The organism is Streptomyces sp. NPDC034084, assembly GCF_055575535.1.
This window is the reverse complement of sequence record NZ_JBVISK010000006.1, coordinates 1-19280: the sequence shown is the minus strand read 5'-3', so window position 1 is coordinate 19280 and position 19280 is coordinate 1. Positions and strand designations below refer to the sequence as shown.

Here is a 19280-nt window from a genome sequence, read left to right as displayed (position 1 = left end):
ACGCCGCCGTAGAACGTTCAGGACACACGGTCCGTGACAGGGCGGCTTCTGGAAGGAACACCCGAAAGTGAAGCTTTCGCGCAACAACGGGCTTCGCGCCTCCGCGATCGGTGCCCTCGTCGTCTCCAGTGCGCTCGTCCTCTCGGCGTGTGGCTCCGACAACAACACGGAGGCCCCGGCCAAGGACGGCGGCACCAAGACCTCCGCCGCCGCGTCGGACATCACGTGTGACGGTGCGAAGGGTCAGCTGCTCGCCGCCGGCTCCTCCGCGCAGAAGAACGCGATGGACCTGTGGGTCAAGAACTTCCAGGCCGCGTGCTCCGGCGTCGAGGTCAACTACCAGGCCATCGGCTCCGGTGGCGGCATCACCAAGTTCAACCAGGGCCAGGTCACCTTCGCCGGCTCCGACTCCGCCCTCAAGGACGAAGAGGTCGCCGAGTCGCAGAAGATCTGCAAGGGCGGCAAGGGCATCAACCTGCCGATGGTCGGCGGCCCCATCGCCATCGGCTACAAGCTGGACGGCGTGGACAACCTGGTCCTGGACGCCCCCACCCTCGCCAAGATCTTCGACACGAAGATCACCAAGTGGAACGACCCGGCGATCGCCAAGCTGAACCCGGGCGCGAAGCTCCCCGACACCACCATCCAGGCCTTCCACCGCTCGGACGAGTCGGGCACCACCCAGAACCTCGGCAAGTACCTCTCGGCCACCGCGAAGGCCGACTGGAAGTACGACCCGAAGACGAAGTCGTGGCCCGCCCCGGGTGGCCAGGCCGCCAACGGCTCCTCCGGTGTCGCCACCGCCGTCAAGGACGCCGACGGCTCCATCGGCTACTTCGAGCTGTCCTACGCGGCGGCCAACAAGATCTCCACGGTCAGCATCAACACCGGCGCCTCCGCCCCGGTCGCCGCCACCACGGAGAACGCCTCGAAGGCCATCGCCGCCGCCAAGGTCAAGGGCACCGGCAGCGACCTGGCCCTCTCCCTCGACTACGAGACCAAGGCCGAGGGCGCCTACCCGCTCACCCTGGTCACGTACGAGATCGCCTGCGACAAGGGCAACAAGGCGGAGACCCTGTCCACCCTGAAGGCCTTCCTCACCTACACCGCGAGCGAGGAGGGCCAGAAGGTCCTCTCCGAGGCCGGCTACGCCCCGCTCCCGGCGGAGATCGCGGCCAAGGTCCGCGCGATCGTCCCCACCCTGTCCTGACCCCCGGCCGGGCCCGGCCCCTCACCTCCCGTGCAGGGGCCGGCCCCGGCATCCGGTGCACCGCCGCCAGGGCCCCCGTACCCGTACGGGACCCGCAGACCGGAGAAAACCGATGGCTTCCACCACACCAGACATACAGAGGGGCCGGCCCGCCAAGGGCGCGTCCCGCCCCGGGGACCGCATCTTCAGCGGCCTGTCCCGAGGCTCCGGCATCACCCTCCTCGTGATCATGGCCGCGATCGCGGTCTTCCTCACCTACCGCGCCGTCCTCGCCATCTCCGACGACAGCACGAACTTCTTCACCACCTTCGAGTGGAACCCGGCCGCCGACCCGCCGGTCTTCGGCATCGCCGTCCTCGCCTTCGGCACGGTCGTCTCCTCGGTCATCGCGATGCTCATCGCCGTGCCCGTCGCGATCGGGATCGCCCTCTTCATCTCGCACTACGCCCCGCGCAGGCTGGCCAAGCCCCTCGCGTACGTCGTCGACCTGCTCGCCGCCGTGCCCAGCATCATCTACGGCCTCTGGGGCGCGATCTTCCTCGTCCCGTACCTGGACGGCCTCAACCAGTGGCTCGACCAGTACCTGGGCTGGACGTACATCTTCGACAAGTCCAGCGACGGCGTCGCCCGCAACCTCTTCACCGTGGGCATCCTGCTGGCGATCATGATCCTTCCGATCATCACCAACGTGACCCGCGAGGTCTTCCTCCAGGTCCCGAAGATGCACGAGGAAGCCGCCCTCGCCCTCGGCGCCACGCGCTGGGAGGTCATCCGCATCTCGGTGCTGCCCTTCGGCCGCTCCGGCATCATCTCCGCCTCGATGCTGGGCCTCGGCCGCGCACTCGGCGAGACCATGGCCGTCGCCGTGGTCCTCTCCCCCAGCTTCCTCGTCTCGGGCCACCTGCTCGACCCGGGCGGCGGCACCTTCGCGCAGAACATCGCCGCCAAGTTCAACGAGGCCAACGAGTTCGGCCGGGACGCGCTGATCGCCTCCGGTCTCGTCCTCTTCGCCATCACCCTGCTGGTCAACGGCGCCGCCCGCTGGATCATCGGCCGCCGCAAGGAGTACTCGGGGGCCGCGGCATGAGCCACGCCATACAGGAACGTCCGGTCTCGGTGGCCCCGCGCCCCGGGTCCCTCTCCCACGCCCGCCTCCCGCGCTGGACGCCGGCCGCCGTCGCCGCCGGCTCGATCGCCGGAGGCATCGGCATCGGCCTCGGAGCCGGCTGGCACAGCAAGGTCCAGTGGGGCCTGATCGCCGCGCTGCTCTTCGTCCTCGTCACCTTCACCGTGACCACCAGGGTCGAGGGCAGCCGCCAGGCCAAGGACCGCGTCGCCACCAGCCTCGTCTGGGTCTCCTTCGTCCTCGCCGTCGTCCCGCTGCTCTCCCTCGCCTGGGTCACGATCAGCAAGGGCATGACCGCCCTCGACGGCTACTTCCTGACCCACTCGATGAACGGCGTCCTCGACGCCGAGGCCGGCGGCGGCGTCTACCACGCGCTGCTCGGCACCATCGAGCAGGTCGGCATCGCGACCCTGATCGCCGCCCCGATCGGCCTCCTGACCGCCGTCTACCTCGTCGAGTACGGCGGCGGCAGGCTCGCCCAGGCCGTCACCTTCTTCGTCGACGTCATGACGGGCATCCCGTCGATCGTCGCCGGCCTCTTCATCCTTGCCACCTGGAACCTGATGCTGGGCTTCGGCCCCTCCGGTTTCGCCGGCGCGATGGCCCTCGCCATCCTGATGATGCCGGTCGTGGTCCGCTCCACCGAGGAGATGCTCAAGCTCGTCCCGAACGAGCTCCGCGAGGCCTCCCTCGCCCTCGGCATCCCCAAGTGGCGCACCATCCTGAAGGTGGTCCTGCCCACCGCGATCGGCGGCATCACCACGGGCGTCATGCTCGCGATCGCCCGCATCACCGGCGAGACAGCCCCGGTCCTGCTCCTCGTGTTCGGTACGAAGCTCATCAACCCGAACCCCTTCGAAGGCGCCCAGTCCTCCCTGCCGCTCTACGTGTACGAGCAGTACGCGGTCGGCACCGACGCCGCCGTGGCCCGCGCCTGGGCCGCCGCGCTCGTCCTGATCGCCTTCGTCATGATCCTCAACCTGGTGGCCCGCGGCATCGCCCGCTGGAAGGCCCCGAAGACCGGCCGCTGACCGCGGCCACATGGAAGCAGTGATTCACATGGCCAAGCGAATCGACGTCAGCGGCCTCTCGGCCTACTACGGCGCCCACAAGGCGATCGACGACATCTCGATGACCGTCGAGCCCCGCTCCGTGACCGCCTTCATCGGCCCGTCCGGCTGCGGCAAGTCCACCTTCCTGCGCACCCTGAACCGGATGCACGAGGTCACCCCCGGCGGCCGCGTCGAGGGCAAGGTGATGCTCGACGACGAGAACCTGTACGGGACGCACGTCGACCCGGTCGCCGTGCGCCGCACGGTCGGCATGGTCTTCCAGCGCCCGAACCCCTTCCCCACCATGTCGATCTTCGACAACGTGGCGGCGGGCCTGCGGCTCAACGGCAACTACAAGAAATCCCAGCTGAGCGACATCGTCGAGAAGTCCCTCAAGGGCGCCAACCTCTGGAACGAGGTCAAGGACCGCCTCAACAAGCCGGGCTCCGGCCTTTCCGGCGGCCAGCAGCAGCGTCTGTGCATCGCCCGCGCCATCGCGGTCGAGCCCGACGTGCTGCTGATGGACGAGCCCTGCTCGGCCCTCGACCCGATCTCCACCCTGGCCATCGAGGACCTGATCGGCGAGCTCAAGGAACGCTTCACGATCGTCATCGTGACGCACAACATGCAGCAGGCCGCCCGCGTCTCGGACCGTACGGCCTTCTTCAACCTGGCGGCCGTCGGCCAGCCCGGCAAGCTGATCGAGCTGGACGACACCGAGCGCATCTTCTCCAACCCGAGCGTCCAGGCGACCGAGGACTACATCTCCGGCCGCTTCGGATAAGAGCCCGTCTTGTGGTGCTGCATGGCGGTGCCACCGCAAGACGCAGGGCCCGGCTCCCCCACAGGGGAGCCGGGCCCATTTTCCGTACGAGCGGACTCAGCCGAAGACCAGCTGCACCACGTAATAGCTCACCGCGGCCACGATCGCCGCCGCCGGCATGGTGATGAACCAGCCCAGGATGATGTTCTTGGCGACACCCCACCGGACCGCGTTGACGCGCTTCGTCGCGCCGACGCCCATGATCGCGGAGGTGATGACGTGCGTCGTCGAGATCGGGGCGTGGAAGAGGAACGCCGAGCCGAACATGATCGACGCGCCCGTGGTCTCCGCAGCGAAACCCTGCGGCGGGTCCAGCTCGATGATCTTGCGGCCGAGCGTCCGCATGATCCGCCAGCCGCCCGCGTACGTACCGAGCGAGAGCATCACCGCACAGGCGATCTTCACCCACACCGGGATCTCGTCGCCGGACTCCTGCACATCGGCGATGACCAGGGCCATCACCACGATGCCCATCGTCTTCTGGGCGTCCTGCAGACCGTGGCCGAGCGCCATGCCGGCCGCCGACACCGTCTGCGCGATCCGGAAGCCGCGCTTGGCCTTGTGCGGGTTGGCCTTGCGGAACATCCACAGGATCGCCGTCATCACCAGGTAACCGACGACCAGGCCGACCACCGGCGAGATGAACATCGGGATGACGACCTTGTCGAGCACGCCTCCCCAGATCACCTCGGTGCCACCGGCGAGCGCCGCGCCCACCATGCCGCCGAAGAGGGCGTGCGAGGAGGAGGACGGCAGACCGAAGTACCAGGTGACCAGGTTCCAGATGATCGCGCCGACGAGCGCGGCGAAGAGGATGCCCATCCCCTTGTCACCGGTCGGGGTCTCGATGAGCCCCTCACTGACGGTCTTGGCGACCCCGCTGCCCATGAAGGCACCGGCGAGGTTCATGACCGCCGCCATGGCGAGCGCGGCCCGGGGCGTCAGCGCCCGGGTCGACACCGACGTGGCGATGGCGTTGGCGGAATCGTGGAAGCCGTTCGTATACGTGAAGCCGAGCGCGACACCGATGGTCACGATCAGAGCGAAGGTGTCCACGAAGCTCAGGACTCCTTGACCGCGATGGTCTCCACCGTGTTGGCCACGTGCTCGAACGCGTCGGCCGCCTCTTCCAGCACGTCGACGATCTGCTTGAGCTTGAGCACCTCGATGGCGTCGTACTTGCCGTTGAAGAGCGTCGCGAGCAGCTTGCGGTGGATCTGGTCCGCCTGGTTCTCCAGCCGGTTGACCTCGATCCAGTACTCGGTGAGGTTGGACATCGTCCGCAGGTTCGGCATGGCCTCGGCGGTCAGCTCGGCCGCCCGCGCCAGGACCTCGATCTGCTGCTCGACGCCCTTGGGGAGCTCCTCGACGTTGTAGAGGACGACCAGGTCGACGGCCTCCTCCATGAAGTCCATGATGTCGTCGAGGGACGACGCGAGGTTGTAGATGTCCTCGCGGTCGAAGGGCGTGATGAAGGAGGAGTTGAGCTGGTGGAAGATCGCGTGGGTGGCGTCGTCACCGGCGTGCTCCGCTGCCCGCATCCGCTCCGCGATCTCGGCCCGGGCGGAGTGCTCCGCGCCGAGCAGTTCCATCAGGAGCTTGGAGCCCGTGACGATGTTGTCCGCGGAAGCGGCGAACATGTCGTAGAAGCTCGTCTCCCTGGGGGTCAGACGAAATCGCACGTGAGGTCCTCGGGGTGCTGGGTTTCGGTCAGGCTGATGCTAGGCGCATCATCCGGCCACGGCTAACCGGCGTCTCTCAGTGTCGCCCATCAGGCACAGTGAACTGCACGGGCCCCCGCCCTGACCGGCGGGGATCGGTACCCTATACCCACGAGGGGTATACACCCCCTTTTCTGGACAGCGGGAGGACGCGATGACGACCACCGAGACGGACCAGGCCACCCCCGAGGCCGTCGCGGCCGTCGAGCCGGCCGACCACGGACACGGCGTGCACGGCTACCACAAGCAGAAGGACGAGCACCTCAAGCGGCTCCGCCGGATCGAGGGCCAGATCCGCGGCCTCCAGCGGATGGTCGACGAGGACGTCTACTGCATCGACATACTCACCCAGGTCTCCGCCTCGACGAAGGCGCTCCAGTCCTTCGCCCTCCAGCTCCTGGAGGAGCACCTGCGGCACTGCGTGGCGGACGCGGCGGCCACCGGCTCGGGCATCGACGAGAAGGTCGAGGAGGCCACGAAGGCCATCGCCCGCATGCTGCGCACCTGAGGCGGCCGGGGCGGGTCCGTGCCGTCAGCGGTCCTCCGCGGCCCGCTCCGCCGCCACTCTCAGTACCTCGTCGATCCGGTCGGCGCTGAGCCGTTCCCCGTCCGCGGCCGACGCCGCGATGATCAGTTCGCCGCAGAGTTCGATCTCGGCGAGGGCGACGCACTCCGGGTCTGCGGGCATGGTTGCTGTACCGGGCGGGGCCACGCGCATCCACCTCTTCCTGCCGGCGTCGGTCTCCCAGCGGTCTCCCAGCGTAGGGACGGCGCCACGCGCCGCGCATGACACGTCCGGACCATTTGCCGATGGTCCGCGCCACCCCCGGCCCAGGTCAGGCCTTGATCTTCCCGGCGTAGATGTCCCGGCGGTCCGGCAGCGTCACCTCGACCGGGACGCCGAAGCCGTAGAGCAGGGTCGTCGAGGCGACCGCGACCGTCCGGCCCTGGTTGCTGAAGCTGAACTGGTGGCGCACCTTCCGCAGCCGCCCCTCCACGTCGAGGTACGCGTCGAACGGGACGGTGTCCGTGGCGAACCCTTTCGCCGCCGCGGTGAGCGCCCCGCGCAGCTGCGGTGAGGCGGCCCGGGCGGCGTGTGCGATGTCGGTCACACCCCGGTAGTGGCCGACTTTCACCCCTGCCAGATCGACCTCGCCGAGGTACGTGACGTCCTGGGCGCCCCGGAGCAGCTCGGCCGCGGCGGCCGGGTCGGTGGCTCCGCCGGTGACGAGGTTGCCGTCGTCGAGGGTCGTGGTGTCGACCCGTACCCACTTGTCGGCGGGGACTCCGGCCCCGCGGTTCTTCATGTAGAGCGCGCCGGGGACGAGGAGTTCGGTGATCGGCCGGTGTTCACTCGCCCCGGCCGGGTCCTTCGGCAGCAGCACCTCGAGCCGTCCGGTGCGGCGCCGGAAGTCGTAGCCGCCCTCGCCCCTGATGGTGACCCGGGTCCCGCCGGCGGCCATCTCCATGGAGGTGCTCGCCTTGGAGGTGCCGGCCGTCGCCAGCGCGTCGGCGGCGTTCCGTACGGCGAGGGCGGGGTCGGCCGCCGGTTTCGGGTCCTCGGGGGCGGCGCAGCCCGTGACCGCCACGGCCCCGACGAGGGAGACGGCCAGGACGGCGGTGACGGCGAGCGCCCCGCTCCCGAGACCGCGCGGACGCCCGTACCGCTGCATCACCATCGCCGCCAACCCCCAACGCCTGACCGCTGTTCGCCCGGGACCCGCCCTCCCCGGAGCCTCGGGCCCGGGGACACCCGATCCGCATAACGACGGTGGGGGCGTGCCGTCACGCGCAGTACGGTGGTGGGGTGTACGCGCAGGCTTCCACCCACACCACCACGACGACGGAGCGCGGCTCGTTCGCGCTGGCACGCTGCAGCTGCGGCTGGACCGGCCCGGCCCGCAGATCCCGCGACAAGGCCCGCACGGACGCGGCGGAACACCTGCGTACGAACGGGTCCTAGGCGGCGAGGTCGTTCTGGCCGGTTCCGGTGGCCGGGCCGCCGAGGCGGGGCTCGGGGATGCCGACGGCCTCGGGGCGGCGGGCCGCGTCGGCCCGGCGGGAGCGGACGAGCCGGGCGCCGCGGCCGGAGCGGGCGACGGCGGAGACGACGGGCGTCAGCAGGGCGAGCGCGACCGGGGCGAGGAGCAGCGCCACCGCCGTGCCGAGGGCGAAGCCGCCGATGACGTCGGTCGGGTAGTGGACTCCCATGTAGACCCGGGCGAAGCCCTCGGCGAGGGCGAGGCCGATGGCGGCGAGGCCGAACCTGCGGTGGGCGACGAAGAGGGCGACGCCGAGCGCCATCGTCAGGGTGGCGTGGTCGCTGACGAAGGAGAAGTCGGTCTTCCCGTCGACGAGGACTTCGAGCCCCTGGTGGTCCTTGAAGGGTCTGGGGCGCTCGACGAAGCCGCGGATGGGGATGTTGACGAGAAGGGCGATGCCGGCGGCCAACGGGGCCCAGACGAGGCCTGCGACGGCCGAGACGGAGTCGGCGAGGGTTCCGCGTCGGCGGACGCTCCACCAGCACCAGAGCACGACGAGGACCATCCCGAGCACGATCCCGTACTCACCGACGAATTCCATGACACGGTCGAACCACGGCGGAGCGGCCTTGGCCAGTCCGTTGATGTCGTAGAGCAGGCCGACATCGGGGTTCGAGCCGTCCGATGCGAGTCCAGCCATCTGCTGCGGCCCCTTGCTCTCGTGTCTGGTTTCCAACCCCCGTGGTCAGAGCGGTCGGATCAGGGAACGAACCGCCTGAGGCGCACGTTCCGCTCTCTCCGGTGGATCATGCCGACGTTATCGAAGAGTGACGGTGCACCGCAGCTCAGGGCCTGTGCATGACGGAGAGTTCCAGCCATGCCCGATAAGCCCCTAAGGGCATCCGACGGCCCGTCTGTTCCGGTCAGGCCTGCGGGAGATGGGTGGGCAGCGCCGCCGCGCCCTCCCTGGTGACCCGGGTGGCGCCGAAGTAGTCCGGGGTGTCGATCCGGTCGAAGCGGATCACCGCGCCCGTGCGCGGGGCGTCGATCATGTAGCCGCCGCCGACGTAGATGCCGACGTGCCGGATGGCCCGCGAGTTGGTCAGGTCGTCCGAGAAGAACACGAGGTCGCCCGGGAGCAGCTCGTCCCGGCCCGGGTGCGGGCCGGCGTTGTACTGGTCGTTGGCGACGCGCGGCAGCCGCACGCCGACGCTGTCGTACGCGGCCTGGGTGAGCCCGGAGCAGTCGAAGCGCCCGTTCTGCGCGGCCGTGCCCGTACCACCCCAGAGGTACGGGGTGCCGAGCTTCTGCTGCGCGTAGTGGATGGCGGCCGCGGCCTGCTGCGAGGGCGCGACCCGGCCCACCGGCCGGGCGAAGCTCTTCTCCAGGGACCGGATGATGCGGACGTAGTTCTGGGTCTCGCTGATGGGCGGCACGCCGCCGTGCCGGATCACCCGGTACGCGCCCGCGTTGTACGCGGCCAGCATGTTGCTCGCCGGGTCCCCGGGCACGTCCTTCACGTACCCGGCGAGCTCGCAGTCGTACGAGGCGGCCGAGGGAATCGCGTCCTGCGGGTCCCAGATGTCCCGGTCGCCGTCCCCGTCACCGTCGATGCCGTGCCCGGCCCAGGTGCCGGGGATGAACTGGGCGATGCCCCGCGCGTCGGCCGGGGAGACGGCCCGCGGGTTCCACCCGCTCTCCTGGTACAGCTGGGCGGCGAGCAGCGCCGGGTTGATGGCGGGACACAGGTTCCCCCACCGCTGCACGAGCCCCTGGTAGAGAGCCGGAACGGCCCCCTTGGCGAGAGCGACGGCCCCACCCCTGGCACCCGCGCCACCGGCGATCCCGGCCGCGGCGGAGTACGTACCGACGACGAGCAGTGCGACAAAGCCGAGACAGACCCCCAGGACCCCACCGGCCACCAGCCACGCCTTGCCAGCCCTACGCACCGTCAACCACCCCTTGGTTCATGGCAGTACGCCCCGGGGCTCAGTCTAGGCGTCGAGTCACCCCGAGGGGATGGCTCCGGGGGCTTCGCGCGCCTGACGCCGCCCCAAGAGTGGAACAACGACAATCATTGCCCGGAGTCACTCTCCGTGATACACAGAGTGACCATACGCTTCTTCGCATGGAAACCGGCCACACCACCGCAGGTCAAGACGGTCAGATCGGTCAAGTGTGCGGGGATCGGGTAAAGAGAGCCGTCAAGCCGTCACACGTGAGCGGTTTCATCAGCGAAGATAGGGCGATGACCCATGCCGTCCGGCAGGGGCGACCAAGTAACCAACAGGGGCGGTGAGTTACATGTACCTGGCGGCCGAAAAGGGCGACATCACCACCATCATCGGTGGAATCGCCCCCAACTGGGGACCTTTCGGGAGCCTGGGCAACGAAGCCAAGGTGATGATCGAGGTCGTGATGGCCGTGGCCATCCTGCTCTGCCTCGGCATCGCCATCTGGGGAGCGGCCAAACAGCGCATCGGCGCGACCGCCCTCCGCGACACGTTCAGCGCGGAACAGGGCAAGGGCCTGATCGTCGCCGGTCTGACCGGCGTCTTCATCATCGGATCACTGGGGACGCTGTTCACCATCGTCTACGGGATGGCCGTCTGATCTCCCTTCGGACCCGACTCTCCTGAGATTGCGTTCCCTGATGCCCAGTCATGTTGAAGCACGGCCGTACCCGCGAACGAGTGAGGGGGCGTACCCGGCATGAGTCCCGGTGACGAGCACGACAGCTTCGGCGGCGTGGGCGGCTCGGGCCAGACCCGGACCCGCCTGCCCGAGGGCAACAGCGGCGACGTCTACGGCGGCGCCCGCCGTCCCGCCCGCAGCTCCCGGTCCCTCATCACGGTCGTGGGCGTGGTGGTCCTCCTCATCGCCGCCATCGCCTTCGCCAACCGCGGCGGAGGCGAACCGGCGGACCCGGCCGGCTCCCCCTCCGGCACCCCGGGCAAGGCGGCCCCCACGGCCGCGACGGGCGTCCGCCCGGTCACCGGCAAGAACGGCGCGATCCCCACGGGCTACGCCCACGACGAGCAGGGGGCGCAGAGCGCGGCGACGAACTACGCGGTGGCGCTGGGGTCGGCGGAGATGTTCGACGCCTCGGCGCGGAACGAGATCGTGCACACCGTCTACGCGCCCGCCGTCGTGACCTCGCGCCAGGGCGATCTCGACAAGGTCTACGCCGACAAGGGCTTCCTCAGCCGGATCGGCCTCAAGGACGACGGCACCCCGCCGCAGGGCCTGACGTTCATCTCCCGCGTCGTCCCCGTGGGCTCGAAGGTGGACAACTACACGGACGACAAGGCCACGGTCTCGGTCTGGTACTCGTCGCTGTTCGGCATGGCCGGTGAGGGATCCAAGAACCCTGTCTCCGAGGCCTGGTACACCGGCTCGTACGAGCTGGAGTGGGTCGACGGAGACTGGAAGGTCACCGGCTTCAGCCAGAAGGACGGCCCGGTCCCCGTCGGCCGGGACCAGCGGGCGTCCACGGCGGAGGAGATGAGCGACGCAGTCGGTCAGTTCGGAGGCTTCACCTATGCCCGGTAAGCGCCTCCCGCGCGGCACCAGGATCGCCGCCGCGCTGGGCGCGGCCCAGACAGCCGTCGTACTCTTCGCCGGCCGCGCCCTCGCCGCACCCACGCCCACGCCGAGCCCGAGCCCGAGCGGCAGCGACAACCCCTGCGACCTGATCCGCGGCCCCGCACGGGACTACTGCGAGAACGGCCGGGCCGGAACCGGCGGCGGAGCCGACAAGAGCGGGGTCGCCGACCCCACCACCGCCCTGGACCCCCTCACGTCCCTCTCCCGCGGCTTCGCCGACGCCGCCATCAAAGTCGTCGACGAACTCTCCAAGGCCGTCAAAGAAACCGCCGACGTCGACTTCACCAACATGCAGTTCCTCGGCCGGTACGCCATCGTCTTCGCCGCCGCCACCTTCCTCACCCTCCTCCTCTGGCTCCTCGCCGTCGCCAAGCGGGCCGTCCGCGGCGTCCCCCTCACCACGGCCCTCTCCGAAGCCATCGGCTTCCTCTGGCTGACGGTCCTCGCCTCCGCGTTCACGCCCCTGATCCTCTACACCGTCGTCAACGCCACCGACGCCATCACCGAGGTCATCGCCTCCGGCACCGGACAGCAGACCGACATCTTCTTCGGCAGCTTCAAGGAGGCCCTCCAGAAGGGCGACAGCATCGGTGGCGGCCCCATCATGCTGATCATCGTCTCCCTGGTGACCGTCCTCGCCGCCGGCGTGCTCTACCTGGAGCTGTTCCTCCGCGCCGTCCTGCTGTACGTCGGCGCTCTCCTCGGCGTCGTCGTCTACTCCGGACTCGTCGACAAGAACATGTGGGGCCACGTCCGCCGCTGGGCCGGCATCATGATCGCGATCATCCTGGTCAAACCGGTGATCGTGATCGTCCTCGGCCTGGCCGGCGCCCTTTCCTCCGGCACCGGCGCGGACTCCGTCTCCGCCGTCGTGTCCGGGCTCTCGATCATCCTGCTCGCCATCTTCGCCTCCGCGATGATCTACCGCTTCGTGCCCGGCTTCGGCGACGAGATCGCCGCCTCCCGCGACAACCGCCTCCACCGCGCCGGCGAGAACGCGGCCGCCGCCGTCATCTCCTCCCCCGCCTCCCTCGTCTCCCAGGGCATCAAGACCCACAGCACCCGCGACAGCGGCGGAGGCGGCTCCCAGGGCTCCGCCCCCCGCCCCGCCAACCCCGTCTCCGGCGGGATGGCCGCGCACAGCAGCCGTGGCGGAGGCGGCGGCACCGGCGGCACCGGCGGAGCGACGCCCCCGCCCCGTAGCAGCAGTCCCACCGCGGGTACCCCGCACAGCAACCGCAAGAACTCTGGAGGTGCAGGGCGTTGACGACCCAGTCCCAGCCGGTCGCGCCCCGCCGCACGTATCTCATCGGCCGCGCCCGGCCGAACGCGATCGTCGGCAAGAACCGCGAGACCGGCGAGATCGCCCTGATCATCGTCGGCGCCTTCCTCGGCATGATGAGCGGACTCCTCGTCCCCCTCCTCCCCCTGCGGATCGCCCTCCTCGCGGGCCTGCCCATGCTCGCGATCGCCGCCGTGTACCTCCCGTACAAGCACCGCACGTTCTACAAGTGGTTCGAGATCAACCGCAGCTACAAGCGGATGCTCAAGCGCGGCACCGCCTACCGTTCCGTCGCCTCCGAGGCCGGCACCCGCCTCGACGGCCGCGAGGTCGAGGTCGGCCCGCCCCCCGGCATCGGCCGCATCGGCTGGCTCGCCGCCCCCTTCGGCCCCGACGAGATCGCCGTCCTCCTCCACGCCGACCGCCGCACCGTCACCGCCGCCATCGAGATCGAGGGCCCCGGCGTCGGCCTGCGCGACAGCGAGGACCAGGAGGCCCTGGTCGACCGCTTCGGCACCCTCCTCAAGCACGTGGCCAACGGCGACGGCTTCGTCACCCGCCTCCAGATGCTCGCCCGCACGCTCCCCGCCGACCCCGACGCGCACGCCAAGGACGTCGCCCAGCGCGGCGACCCGCGCGCGCCCGCGTGGCTCCAGGAGTCGTACGACCAGCTCCAGTCGATGGTCTCCACCTCCAGCGAGCAGCACCGCGCCTACCTCGTCGCCTGCATGCACTACACCCGCGAGCTCGCCGCCGAGGCCAACGCCATGGCCCGCGCCGCCCGCCACGCCTCCGGCGCCCGCAAGCTCGACCGCGACGCCGGCCTCGCCGTCGTCATGGCCCGCGAGCTCACCGACATCTGCGCCCGCCTCGCCGAGGCCGACATCCGCGTCCGCCAGCCCCTCGGCCAGTCCCGCCTCGCGTCCCTCGTGCACTCCATGTACGACCCGGACCACCCCATCGACCACATCCAGGCCATGACGAAGCGAAACGCCTGGCCCGCCGAACTCGACGCGATGGAACCGACCTACCTCCAGGCCAAGACCCGCGAGTCCTCCACCCGCGCCCCCTGGTGCCACGCCACGGCCTGGGTGAAGGAATGGCCGATGACCCCGGTCGGCGTCAACTTCCTCGCCCCGCTCCTCGTCCACACCCCGGACGTGATCCGCACGGTCGCCGTGACCATGGACCTGGAGCCCACCGAGGTCGCCATCGAGCGCATGCTCACCGAGAAGACCAACGACGAGGCGGACGCCAGCCGCGCCGCCAAGATGAACCGCACGGTCGACCCCCGCGACATCGCCGCCCACGGCCGGCTCGACCAGCGGGGTGAAGATCTCGCCAGCGGCGCGGCGGGAGTGAACCTCGTCGGGTACATCACGGTGTCGTCGCGTTCGCCCGAGGCCCTCGCCCGGGACAAGCGCACGATCAGGGCCTCCGCCGGCAAGTCGTACCTGAAGCTGGAGTGGTGCGACCGCGAGCACCACCGGGCCTTTGTGAACACCTTGCCGTTCGCGACCGGCATCCGCCGCTAAGGCCGAAGGGGCACAGACCCATGCGAGACCCGCTGTCCGTCCTCACCGAAGCCTTCACCTCCTTCCTCTTCGGGAAGGTGGAGACGACCCGCCTGCCCGTCCGCACCTCCACCGGGCAGGCCCAGGCCGTCTACCTGCCGACCGCCGCGCCGGGCCTCGGCGACTCCGGCGTGATCATCGGCCGCGAGGTCTACAGCGGCAAGGGCTACATCTACGACCCCTTCCAGCTGTACGGGCAGCAGCTCCCCGCCCCCCACTGGCTGGTCCTCGGCGAGTCCGGAAACGGCAAGTCGGCGCTGGAGAAGACGTACGTGCTCCGCCAGCTCCGCTTCCGCGACCGCCAGGTCGTCGTCCTCGACGCCCAGGGCGAGGACGGCGTCGGCGAATGGAACCTCATCGCCCAGGAGCTGGGGATAACCCCCATCCGCCTGGACCCGATGGTCGCCAACGACGCCGGGATCCGCCTCAACCCCCTCGACCCCTCGATCACCACCACGGGCCAGCTCGCGCTGCTCCGCACGATCATCGAGGTGGCGATGGGCCACGGCCTCGACGAGCGCTCCGGCTTCGCGCTCAAGGTCGCCCACGCCTACGTCACCGAGCACACCACCGACCGGCAGCCGATCCTCACCGACATCGTCGAGCGCCTCCGCCACCCCGAGGCGGAATCCGCCGAGGCGATGAACGTCGACATAGACGACGTACGGGCCTGGGGCCTGGACGTCGCCCTGGTCCTGGACCGCCTCGTCGACGGTGACCTGCGGGGCATGTTCGACGGCCCGACGACCGTCGGCATCGACCTCGACGCGCCCCTGATCGTCTTCGACCTCTCCCACATCGACCGCAACTCCATCGCCATGCCCATCCTCATGGCGATCGTCGGCGTCTGGCTGGAGCACACCTGGATCCGCCCCGACCGGAAGAAGCGCATCTTCCTCGTCGAGGAGGCCTGGCACATCATCAACAGCCCGTTCGTGGCCCAGCTGTTCCAGCGGCTCCTGAAGTTCGGCCGCCGCCTCGGCCTCTCCTTCGTCGCCGTCGTCCACCACCTCTCCGACGTCGTCGACGGAGCGGCGGCGAAGGAGGCGGCGGCAATCCTCAAGATGGCCTCCACCCGGACCATCTACGCCCAGAAGGCCGACGAGGCACGCAACACGGGTCGCGTCCTCGGCCTGCCACGCTGGGCGGTCGAGATCATCCCGACCCTCACCCCCGGCATCGCCGTCTGGGACGTCAACGGCAACGTACAGGTGGTCAAACACCTCATCACCGAGAAGGAACGCCCGCTCGTCTACACCGACCGCGCCATGACGGAGTCCTCCGTCAGGGACCCGGAGCTGGAGTGGGAGACCGAGCAGCGCGCGATCCTCATCGAGCAGCAGATGAACGGCACTTCACAGTCGACGGTGGCGTAGATGGAACCGGCACGAAAAGGAGGCGGAGGGATCTCCGACGGGCTGCTCCTCAGCCTGTTCGCCCTCCTCCTCAGCCTCACGGTCCTGGTGTGGACGGCGACCGGCCTGGCGGGCCTCTTCGCCCACGGCGCCTGGCCGCAGGGGGTCGCCTTCACGGGCACCCCGTCGGCCCTGCGCTCCCTCGCGACGGCCCCGACGGACCTCCCGGCGGCCTGGCCGGCCACCCCACCCGACCAGCTCTCGGGGTACGGCCTCTTCTGGGGCCTGGTGATCGGCGAGGCGATGATCCTGATGGTCCTCGCGGTCTTCGTCCTCGGCACCCTGGTCCGCTGGCGCGCGGTCCGCGAGAACCGGAAGGCGGGGACGTACGAGACCGCGCCGGTACGTGAGGACGCTGGGGTACGGCAGGACGCGGCCGTACGGGAGGACGCGGGGGTACGGGAGTCTCCGGCCGCCGTACAACAGCCGCCCACCGCTCCTCCGCCCCCACGCCGCCCGACGGAAGAACACGCCCCGGCGCCGACCCCCGCGCCGGCCCCGACCCCGGCGCCGCCCACCACCACCCCCGGCCCGGTGATCGCCCCCATAAACACCCCCCACACCCCCCACACCCTCTACGGCCCCCCGGAAGCCCGACGCCCGGCCGCCGTGCAGGCGGTCCTGGACGCGGAGGGCCCGGCCCTGGTCGTCACCTCCGATCCCGCCGTCTGGTCCGCCACCAAGGACGCCCGCGGCAAACTCGGCCCGGTCCTGGTCCACGACCCCGGTCACCTCTGCGACACCCCGGCCCGGCTCCACTGGTCACCGTCCGAGCAGTGCGAGGACCCCGCGGTGGCGCAGGAGCGGGCGATCGCCCTGCTCGCCCCCGTACGCCCGCACTCCCGCCTGGACGCGGCCACCGCCGACACCGCCGAAACGCTGCTGCGCTGCTGGCTGCACGCCTCCGCCGTCGACGGCCGGCCCTTCCGGCAGGTCCACCGCTGGGCGCAGGGCGCGGGAGCCCACGAGCCCGTACGGATCCTCCGCAGCCACCCGAAGGCCGCGTCGGGCCTGGCGGGCCTCCTGGAGTCGGCGCTCACCGCGCACCCGGAAAGCCGTCGCCTGGCACAGGAACTGACGGCACGTGCGCTGGGCGCGCTGTCGTCGATCCACATCAGGGAAGCGTGCGTACCGAATCGAACTGATTCGCTGGCGCTGGCATCTTTCGTCGCCGAAGGGGGCACGCTCTACGTGGTGGGCGAGGCGATCGAGGATCCCCGCACCCACCCCGGCGCGATGCCGCTGCTCACGGCGCTCGCCGCAAGCGTGGTCGAGCACGGCCGCCGCATGGCCGCACGGTCATCCGACGGTCGGCTCGACCCACCACTGACCCTCGTCCTCGACGACGTGGCCGCGGTGGCCCCGCTCCCCCAGCTCCCGGACCTCCTCGCGGCGGGCCGCACCCAGGGACTGCCGACCCTCGCCCTGCTCCGCTCCCGCGAACAGGCCAGGGCCCGCTGGCCGGAGTACTCGCCGACCGCCTAGGCGTCCTGCCGATCAAACCGCACTAGACCGGCCGGCGCAGCTCGTGCTCCAGATCGCGGGCCTCGCCCGAGCCCACCGTGTCCGCCCGGCCTCCGGTGGGCACGAACCCGAACCGGCGGTAGACGGCCGCGGCCCGCGCGTTCTCCTCGTGGACGAACAGCCGGACCCGCTCCACCTCCGGCTCCAACGACCAGGACCACTGCACGGCCGTCCGCAGCAGCGCGTCCACCAGGCCGCCGCCGCGCGCCTCCGGACGCACGTACACGCCCACGACGTCGGTCTGCGGCACGCTCACCTCGTCGCCGAAGACCGTCCGCCCGTCCTCCGGCCGCTCCACCAGCACCGTCACCGTGCCGGCCCATCGCCCGTCGGCCGCCTCGGCCACGAACTGCCGGATCCACGTGCCCCGGTCCTCCGACCCGCCCTCGGCCCGCTCCCGCCAGAAGGAGTCCGGCCGGGCAGCAGCCTCCTCGTACGACTCCACGAACGCCAGCGCCGCCACCGGGTCCTGAAGGGCCGCCAGACGCAGCTCCCGCACCCGCTCCCACTCGCCGGAGCGGATCGCGCGGAGCACGTACGCCCCGTGCCGGACCACGGGCCGCGACAGCTCGTATTCGATCTCGTATGCGCCCGTGCCGCCCGGCACCGGCACCCGGTCGCCCGAGGCCGTGAACCCGAACCGCCGGTAGAAGGCCACCGCCCGCGCGTTCTCCTCGTGCACGTACAGCCGCACCCGCTCCACCGCCGGCTCCACCGACCAGGACCACTCCACGCCCGCCCGGATCAGGGCGTCGATCACGCCCGTCCCACGGGCCTCGGGGCGCACGTAGACGCCCACGATGTGCGTCTGGGGGACCTTCGCCGGCTCCCCGAACCGCACCTCGTCCGTGGGCCGCTCCACCAGGACCGAGATCGTGCCGGCCCAGCTCCCGTCGGGGGCCTCGGCCACGAACTGCCGCGCCGCACCGTCACCGCTCTCCGACGCCGCCTCGGCCCTGTCCCGCCAGAAGGCGTCGGGGCGCGCGACGGCCGCCTCGTACGTGTCGAGGAAGGCGAGGTGCGCGATCGGGTCCTGGAGCGCGGCCAGCCGGATCTCGCGGGTCCGCTCCCACTCGTCGGCCCGGATGGTGCGTATCGAATAGTCCATGCCGCCGATCCTGACGAGGTCCCCACCCCCAGACAAGGACTTTTCCCGGGGCGCCGACCCCCGTCGTACCCGGGTACCACGCCGGCCGCCGCACGCCCGCCCCCGGTCGGAGTCCAAGCAGTGATCCTGGCCTACGACACCCATCTGGTCACACCGGCCTGACCCGGGACCGTTGTCTCCCGGTCCGAAGGGCGCTACACCATCCGAGCGAACGCGGCGAGCGCGAGGAAGTCGTCCTCTCGCAGCCCGACCCGAGGATTGACGTGGTGCAGAAGCCCGGCTCCCCGATGATGGGCGGCCACGTACGCCGCATCCAGCTCGCTCTGTTCATCGTCCACCCAGGCGAAAGAACGGCCCCTGGCGTAGTCCACCAGGGCGCTGGTCTTCCAGTGGACCCCGTCCGGTCGCTCTTGGAACAGCGCATCGCCGAAGTCGACGAAGGGAAGTTCCGGAAGCCCGAGCACCGGAGCGATCCACCGGTTGGCGTCTTCCATCCACGTGGTGGCCCAGCACAGCTCGAATCCGAGCTGGAGCAGGGAGGGCCCGTGCCCCGGGTTGAGCCAGACCCGCAGGGGTCGCCGGCCGGAAGAAAGCCCCCAGTGCTCCTCAGGGGTTCCCCCGTTCCGGGGCACCCTGATCGTGGTGTAGCCGTGAGGCCGCCTCTCCGGCTGAGCCGCATAGGGATTGAGAGGCCCGTCCACGTCGAGAAACAGCAAGGGTCGGTTCACGATTCTCCCCGGGTCCTGCTCAGTCGCGTCCTTGAGAACGCAAAAATGCCTCAACCCCCGGACAGAGTCCAGGGGTTGAGGCTAAAAATTGTTCGGCGGTGTCCTACTCTCCCACAGGGTCCCCCCTGC

Annotated in this window: 19 protein-coding genes and 2 pseudogenes; 12 read left to right on the top strand and 9 right to left on the bottom strand. The window is 70.3% G+C overall.

Annotated elements, in window-relative coordinates; all coding sequences use genetic code 11:
* Window positions 1–67: 67 nt before the first annotated feature.
* The 4 genes from pstS (at window position 68) to pstB (ending at window position 4172) form a co-directional block, all read left to right on the top strand.
* Window positions 68–1210 (top strand): phosphate ABC transporter substrate-binding protein PstS, encoded by a 1143-nt coding sequence (pstS, locus tag ACZ51I_RS21730; RefSeq protein ID WP_468878294.1) that lies wholly within the window; start codon window positions 68–70, stop codon window positions 1208–1210.
* A gap of 112 nt (window positions 1211–1322) precedes the next feature.
* The gene (gene pstC, locus ACZ51I_RS21725; RefSeq protein ID WP_468878291.1) at window positions 1323–2297 is read left to right on the top strand and encodes a phosphate ABC transporter permease subunit PstC; all 975 of its coding nucleotides are present in this window, start codon (window positions 1323–1325) and stop codon (window positions 2295–2297) included.
* Entirely contained in the window at window positions 2294–3367 is a 1074-nt protein-coding gene (gene pstA / locus ACZ51I_RS21720) for a phosphate ABC transporter permease PstA (RefSeq protein ID WP_468878288.1), read from the top strand. The genes pstC and pstA overlap by 4 nt, the downstream gene beginning before the upstream one ends.
* A 28-nt stretch (window positions 3368–3395) precedes the next feature.
* On the top strand, window positions 3396–4172 hold the full coding sequence (gene pstB / locus ACZ51I_RS21715) for a phosphate ABC transporter ATP-binding protein PstB (RefSeq protein ID WP_468878285.1): 777 nt from the start codon (window positions 3396–3398) through the stop codon (window positions 4170–4172).
* Between the two features lie 96 nt (window positions 4173–4268).
* Here pstB and ACZ51I_RS21710 read toward each other — a convergent pair whose 3' ends face one another.
* Window positions 4269–5267: an inorganic phosphate transporter gene (locus tag ACZ51I_RS21710; RefSeq protein WP_468878282.1), complete on the bottom strand. Its 999-nt coding sequence runs from the start codon at window positions 5265–5267 to the stop codon at window positions 4269–4271.
* Window positions 5268–5272: 5 nt separating this feature from the next.
* Window positions 5273–5893 carry a DUF47 domain-containing protein gene (locus ACZ51I_RS21705; RefSeq protein ID WP_468878279.1) on the bottom strand — a complete coding sequence of 207 codons (621 nt, stop codon included), beginning with the start codon at window positions 5891–5893 and terminating at the stop codon, window positions 5273–5275.
* A gap of 193 nt (window positions 5894–6086) precedes the next feature.
* Here ACZ51I_RS21705 and ACZ51I_RS21700 point away from each other — a divergent pair, with 193 nt between their 5' ends.
* Window positions 6087–6440: a metal-sensitive transcriptional regulator gene (locus ACZ51I_RS21700; RefSeq protein ID WP_468878276.1), complete on the top strand. Its 354-nt coding sequence runs from the start codon at window positions 6087–6089 to the stop codon at window positions 6438–6440.
* A 24-nt stretch (window positions 6441–6464) separates the two neighbouring features.
* On the opposite strand, the gene ACZ51I_RS21695 is transcribed toward ACZ51I_RS21700, so the two are convergent.
* Entirely contained in the window at window positions 6465–6650 is a 186-nt protein-coding gene (locus tag ACZ51I_RS21695) for a hypothetical protein (RefSeq protein ID WP_468878273.1), read from the bottom strand.
* A 118-nt stretch (window positions 6651–6768) separates the two neighbouring features.
* Window positions 6769–7611, bottom strand: coding sequence for an SCO4651 family lipoprotein (locus ACZ51I_RS21690; RefSeq protein ID WP_468878271.1), 843 nt, complete (start codon window positions 7609–7611; stop codon window positions 6769–6771).
* A gap of 128 nt (window positions 7612–7739) precedes the next feature.
* Here ACZ51I_RS21690 and ACZ51I_RS21685 point away from each other — a divergent pair, with 128 nt between their 5' ends.
* Window positions 7740–7895, top strand: coding sequence for a hypothetical protein (locus ACZ51I_RS21685; protein ID WP_468878268.1), 156 nt, complete (start codon window positions 7740–7742; stop codon window positions 7893–7895).
* On the opposite strand, the gene ACZ51I_RS21680 is transcribed toward ACZ51I_RS21685, so the two are convergent.
* Together ACZ51I_RS21680 and ACZ51I_RS21675 are read right to left on the bottom strand one after the other, a co-directional pair.
* The gene (locus ACZ51I_RS21680) at window positions 7892–8614 is read right to left on the bottom strand and encodes a phosphatase PAP2 family protein (protein ID WP_468878266.1); all 723 of its coding nucleotides are present in this window, start codon (window positions 8612–8614) and stop codon (window positions 7892–7894) included. The two genes, ACZ51I_RS21685 and ACZ51I_RS21680, sit on opposite strands and share 4 nt — an antisense overlap.
* 223 nt (window positions 8615–8837) lie before the next feature.
* Entirely contained in the window at window positions 8838–9863 is a 1026-nt protein-coding gene (locus tag ACZ51I_RS21675; RefSeq protein WP_468878263.1) for a C40 family peptidase, read from the bottom strand.
* Window positions 9864–10218: 355 nt separating this feature from the next.
* On the opposite strand from ACZ51I_RS21675, the gene ACZ51I_RS21670 reads away from it, so the two are divergent.
* The 6 genes from ACZ51I_RS21670 to ACZ51I_RS21645 all read left to right on the top strand — a co-directional run bounded on the left by ACZ51I_RS21670 (window position 10219) and on the right by ACZ51I_RS21645 (window position 17276).
* On the top strand, window positions 10219–10527 hold the full coding sequence (locus tag ACZ51I_RS21670) for a hypothetical protein (protein ID WP_024757447.1): 309 nt from the start codon (window positions 10219–10221) through the stop codon (window positions 10525–10527).
* 99 nt (window positions 10528–10626) lie between these two features.
* A complete protein-coding gene (locus ACZ51I_RS21665; protein WP_468878260.1) occupies window positions 10627–11466 on the top strand; it encodes a DUF8175 domain-containg protein in 840 nt (279 codons plus the stop codon).
* Window positions 11456–12787: a hypothetical protein gene (locus ACZ51I_RS21660; protein ID WP_468878259.1), complete on the top strand. Its 1332-nt coding sequence runs from the start codon at window positions 11456–11458 to the stop codon at window positions 12785–12787. Before ACZ51I_RS21665 ends, ACZ51I_RS21660 begins: the two co-directional genes overlap by 11 nt.
* Window positions 12784–14337 carry an SCO6880 family protein gene (locus ACZ51I_RS21655; RefSeq protein WP_468878256.1) on the top strand — a complete coding sequence of 518 codons (1554 nt, stop codon included), beginning with the start codon at window positions 12784–12786 and terminating at the stop codon, window positions 14335–14337. Before ACZ51I_RS21660 ends, ACZ51I_RS21655 begins: the two co-directional genes overlap by 4 nt.
* Window positions 14338–14357: 20 nt before the next feature.
* Window positions 14358–15752, top strand: a complete 1395-nt coding sequence (locus ACZ51I_RS21650) for an ATP-binding protein (protein WP_468878254.1) — start codon at window positions 14358–14360, stop codon at window positions 15750–15752.
* Window positions 15753–17276: a type IV secretory system conjugative DNA transfer family protein gene (locus ACZ51I_RS21645; protein ID WP_468878251.1), complete on the top strand. Its 1524-nt coding sequence runs from the start codon at window positions 15753–15755 to the stop codon at window positions 17274–17276.
* A 22-nt stretch (window positions 17277–17298) separates the two neighbouring features.
* Here the strand turns inward: ACZ51I_RS21645 and ACZ51I_RS21640 are convergent.
* The 3 genes and pseudogenes from ACZ51I_RS21640 to ACZ51I_RS21630 all read right to left on the bottom strand — a co-directional run.
* A pseudogene (locus tag ACZ51I_RS21640) lies at window positions 17299–17835 on the bottom strand (GNAT family N-acetyltransferase); the annotation flags it as partial.
* 36 nt (window positions 17836–17871) lie between these two features.
* Window positions 17872–18423 (bottom strand): annotated as a pseudogene (locus ACZ51I_RS21635) (GNAT family N-acetyltransferase); the annotation flags it as partial.
* Between the two features lie 194 nt (window positions 18424–18617).
* Window positions 18618–19151: a hypothetical protein gene (locus ACZ51I_RS21630; RefSeq protein WP_468878248.1), complete on the bottom strand. Its 534-nt coding sequence runs from the start codon at window positions 19149–19151 to the stop codon at window positions 18618–18620.
* Between the last annotated feature and the right edge of the window lie 129 nt (window positions 19152–19280).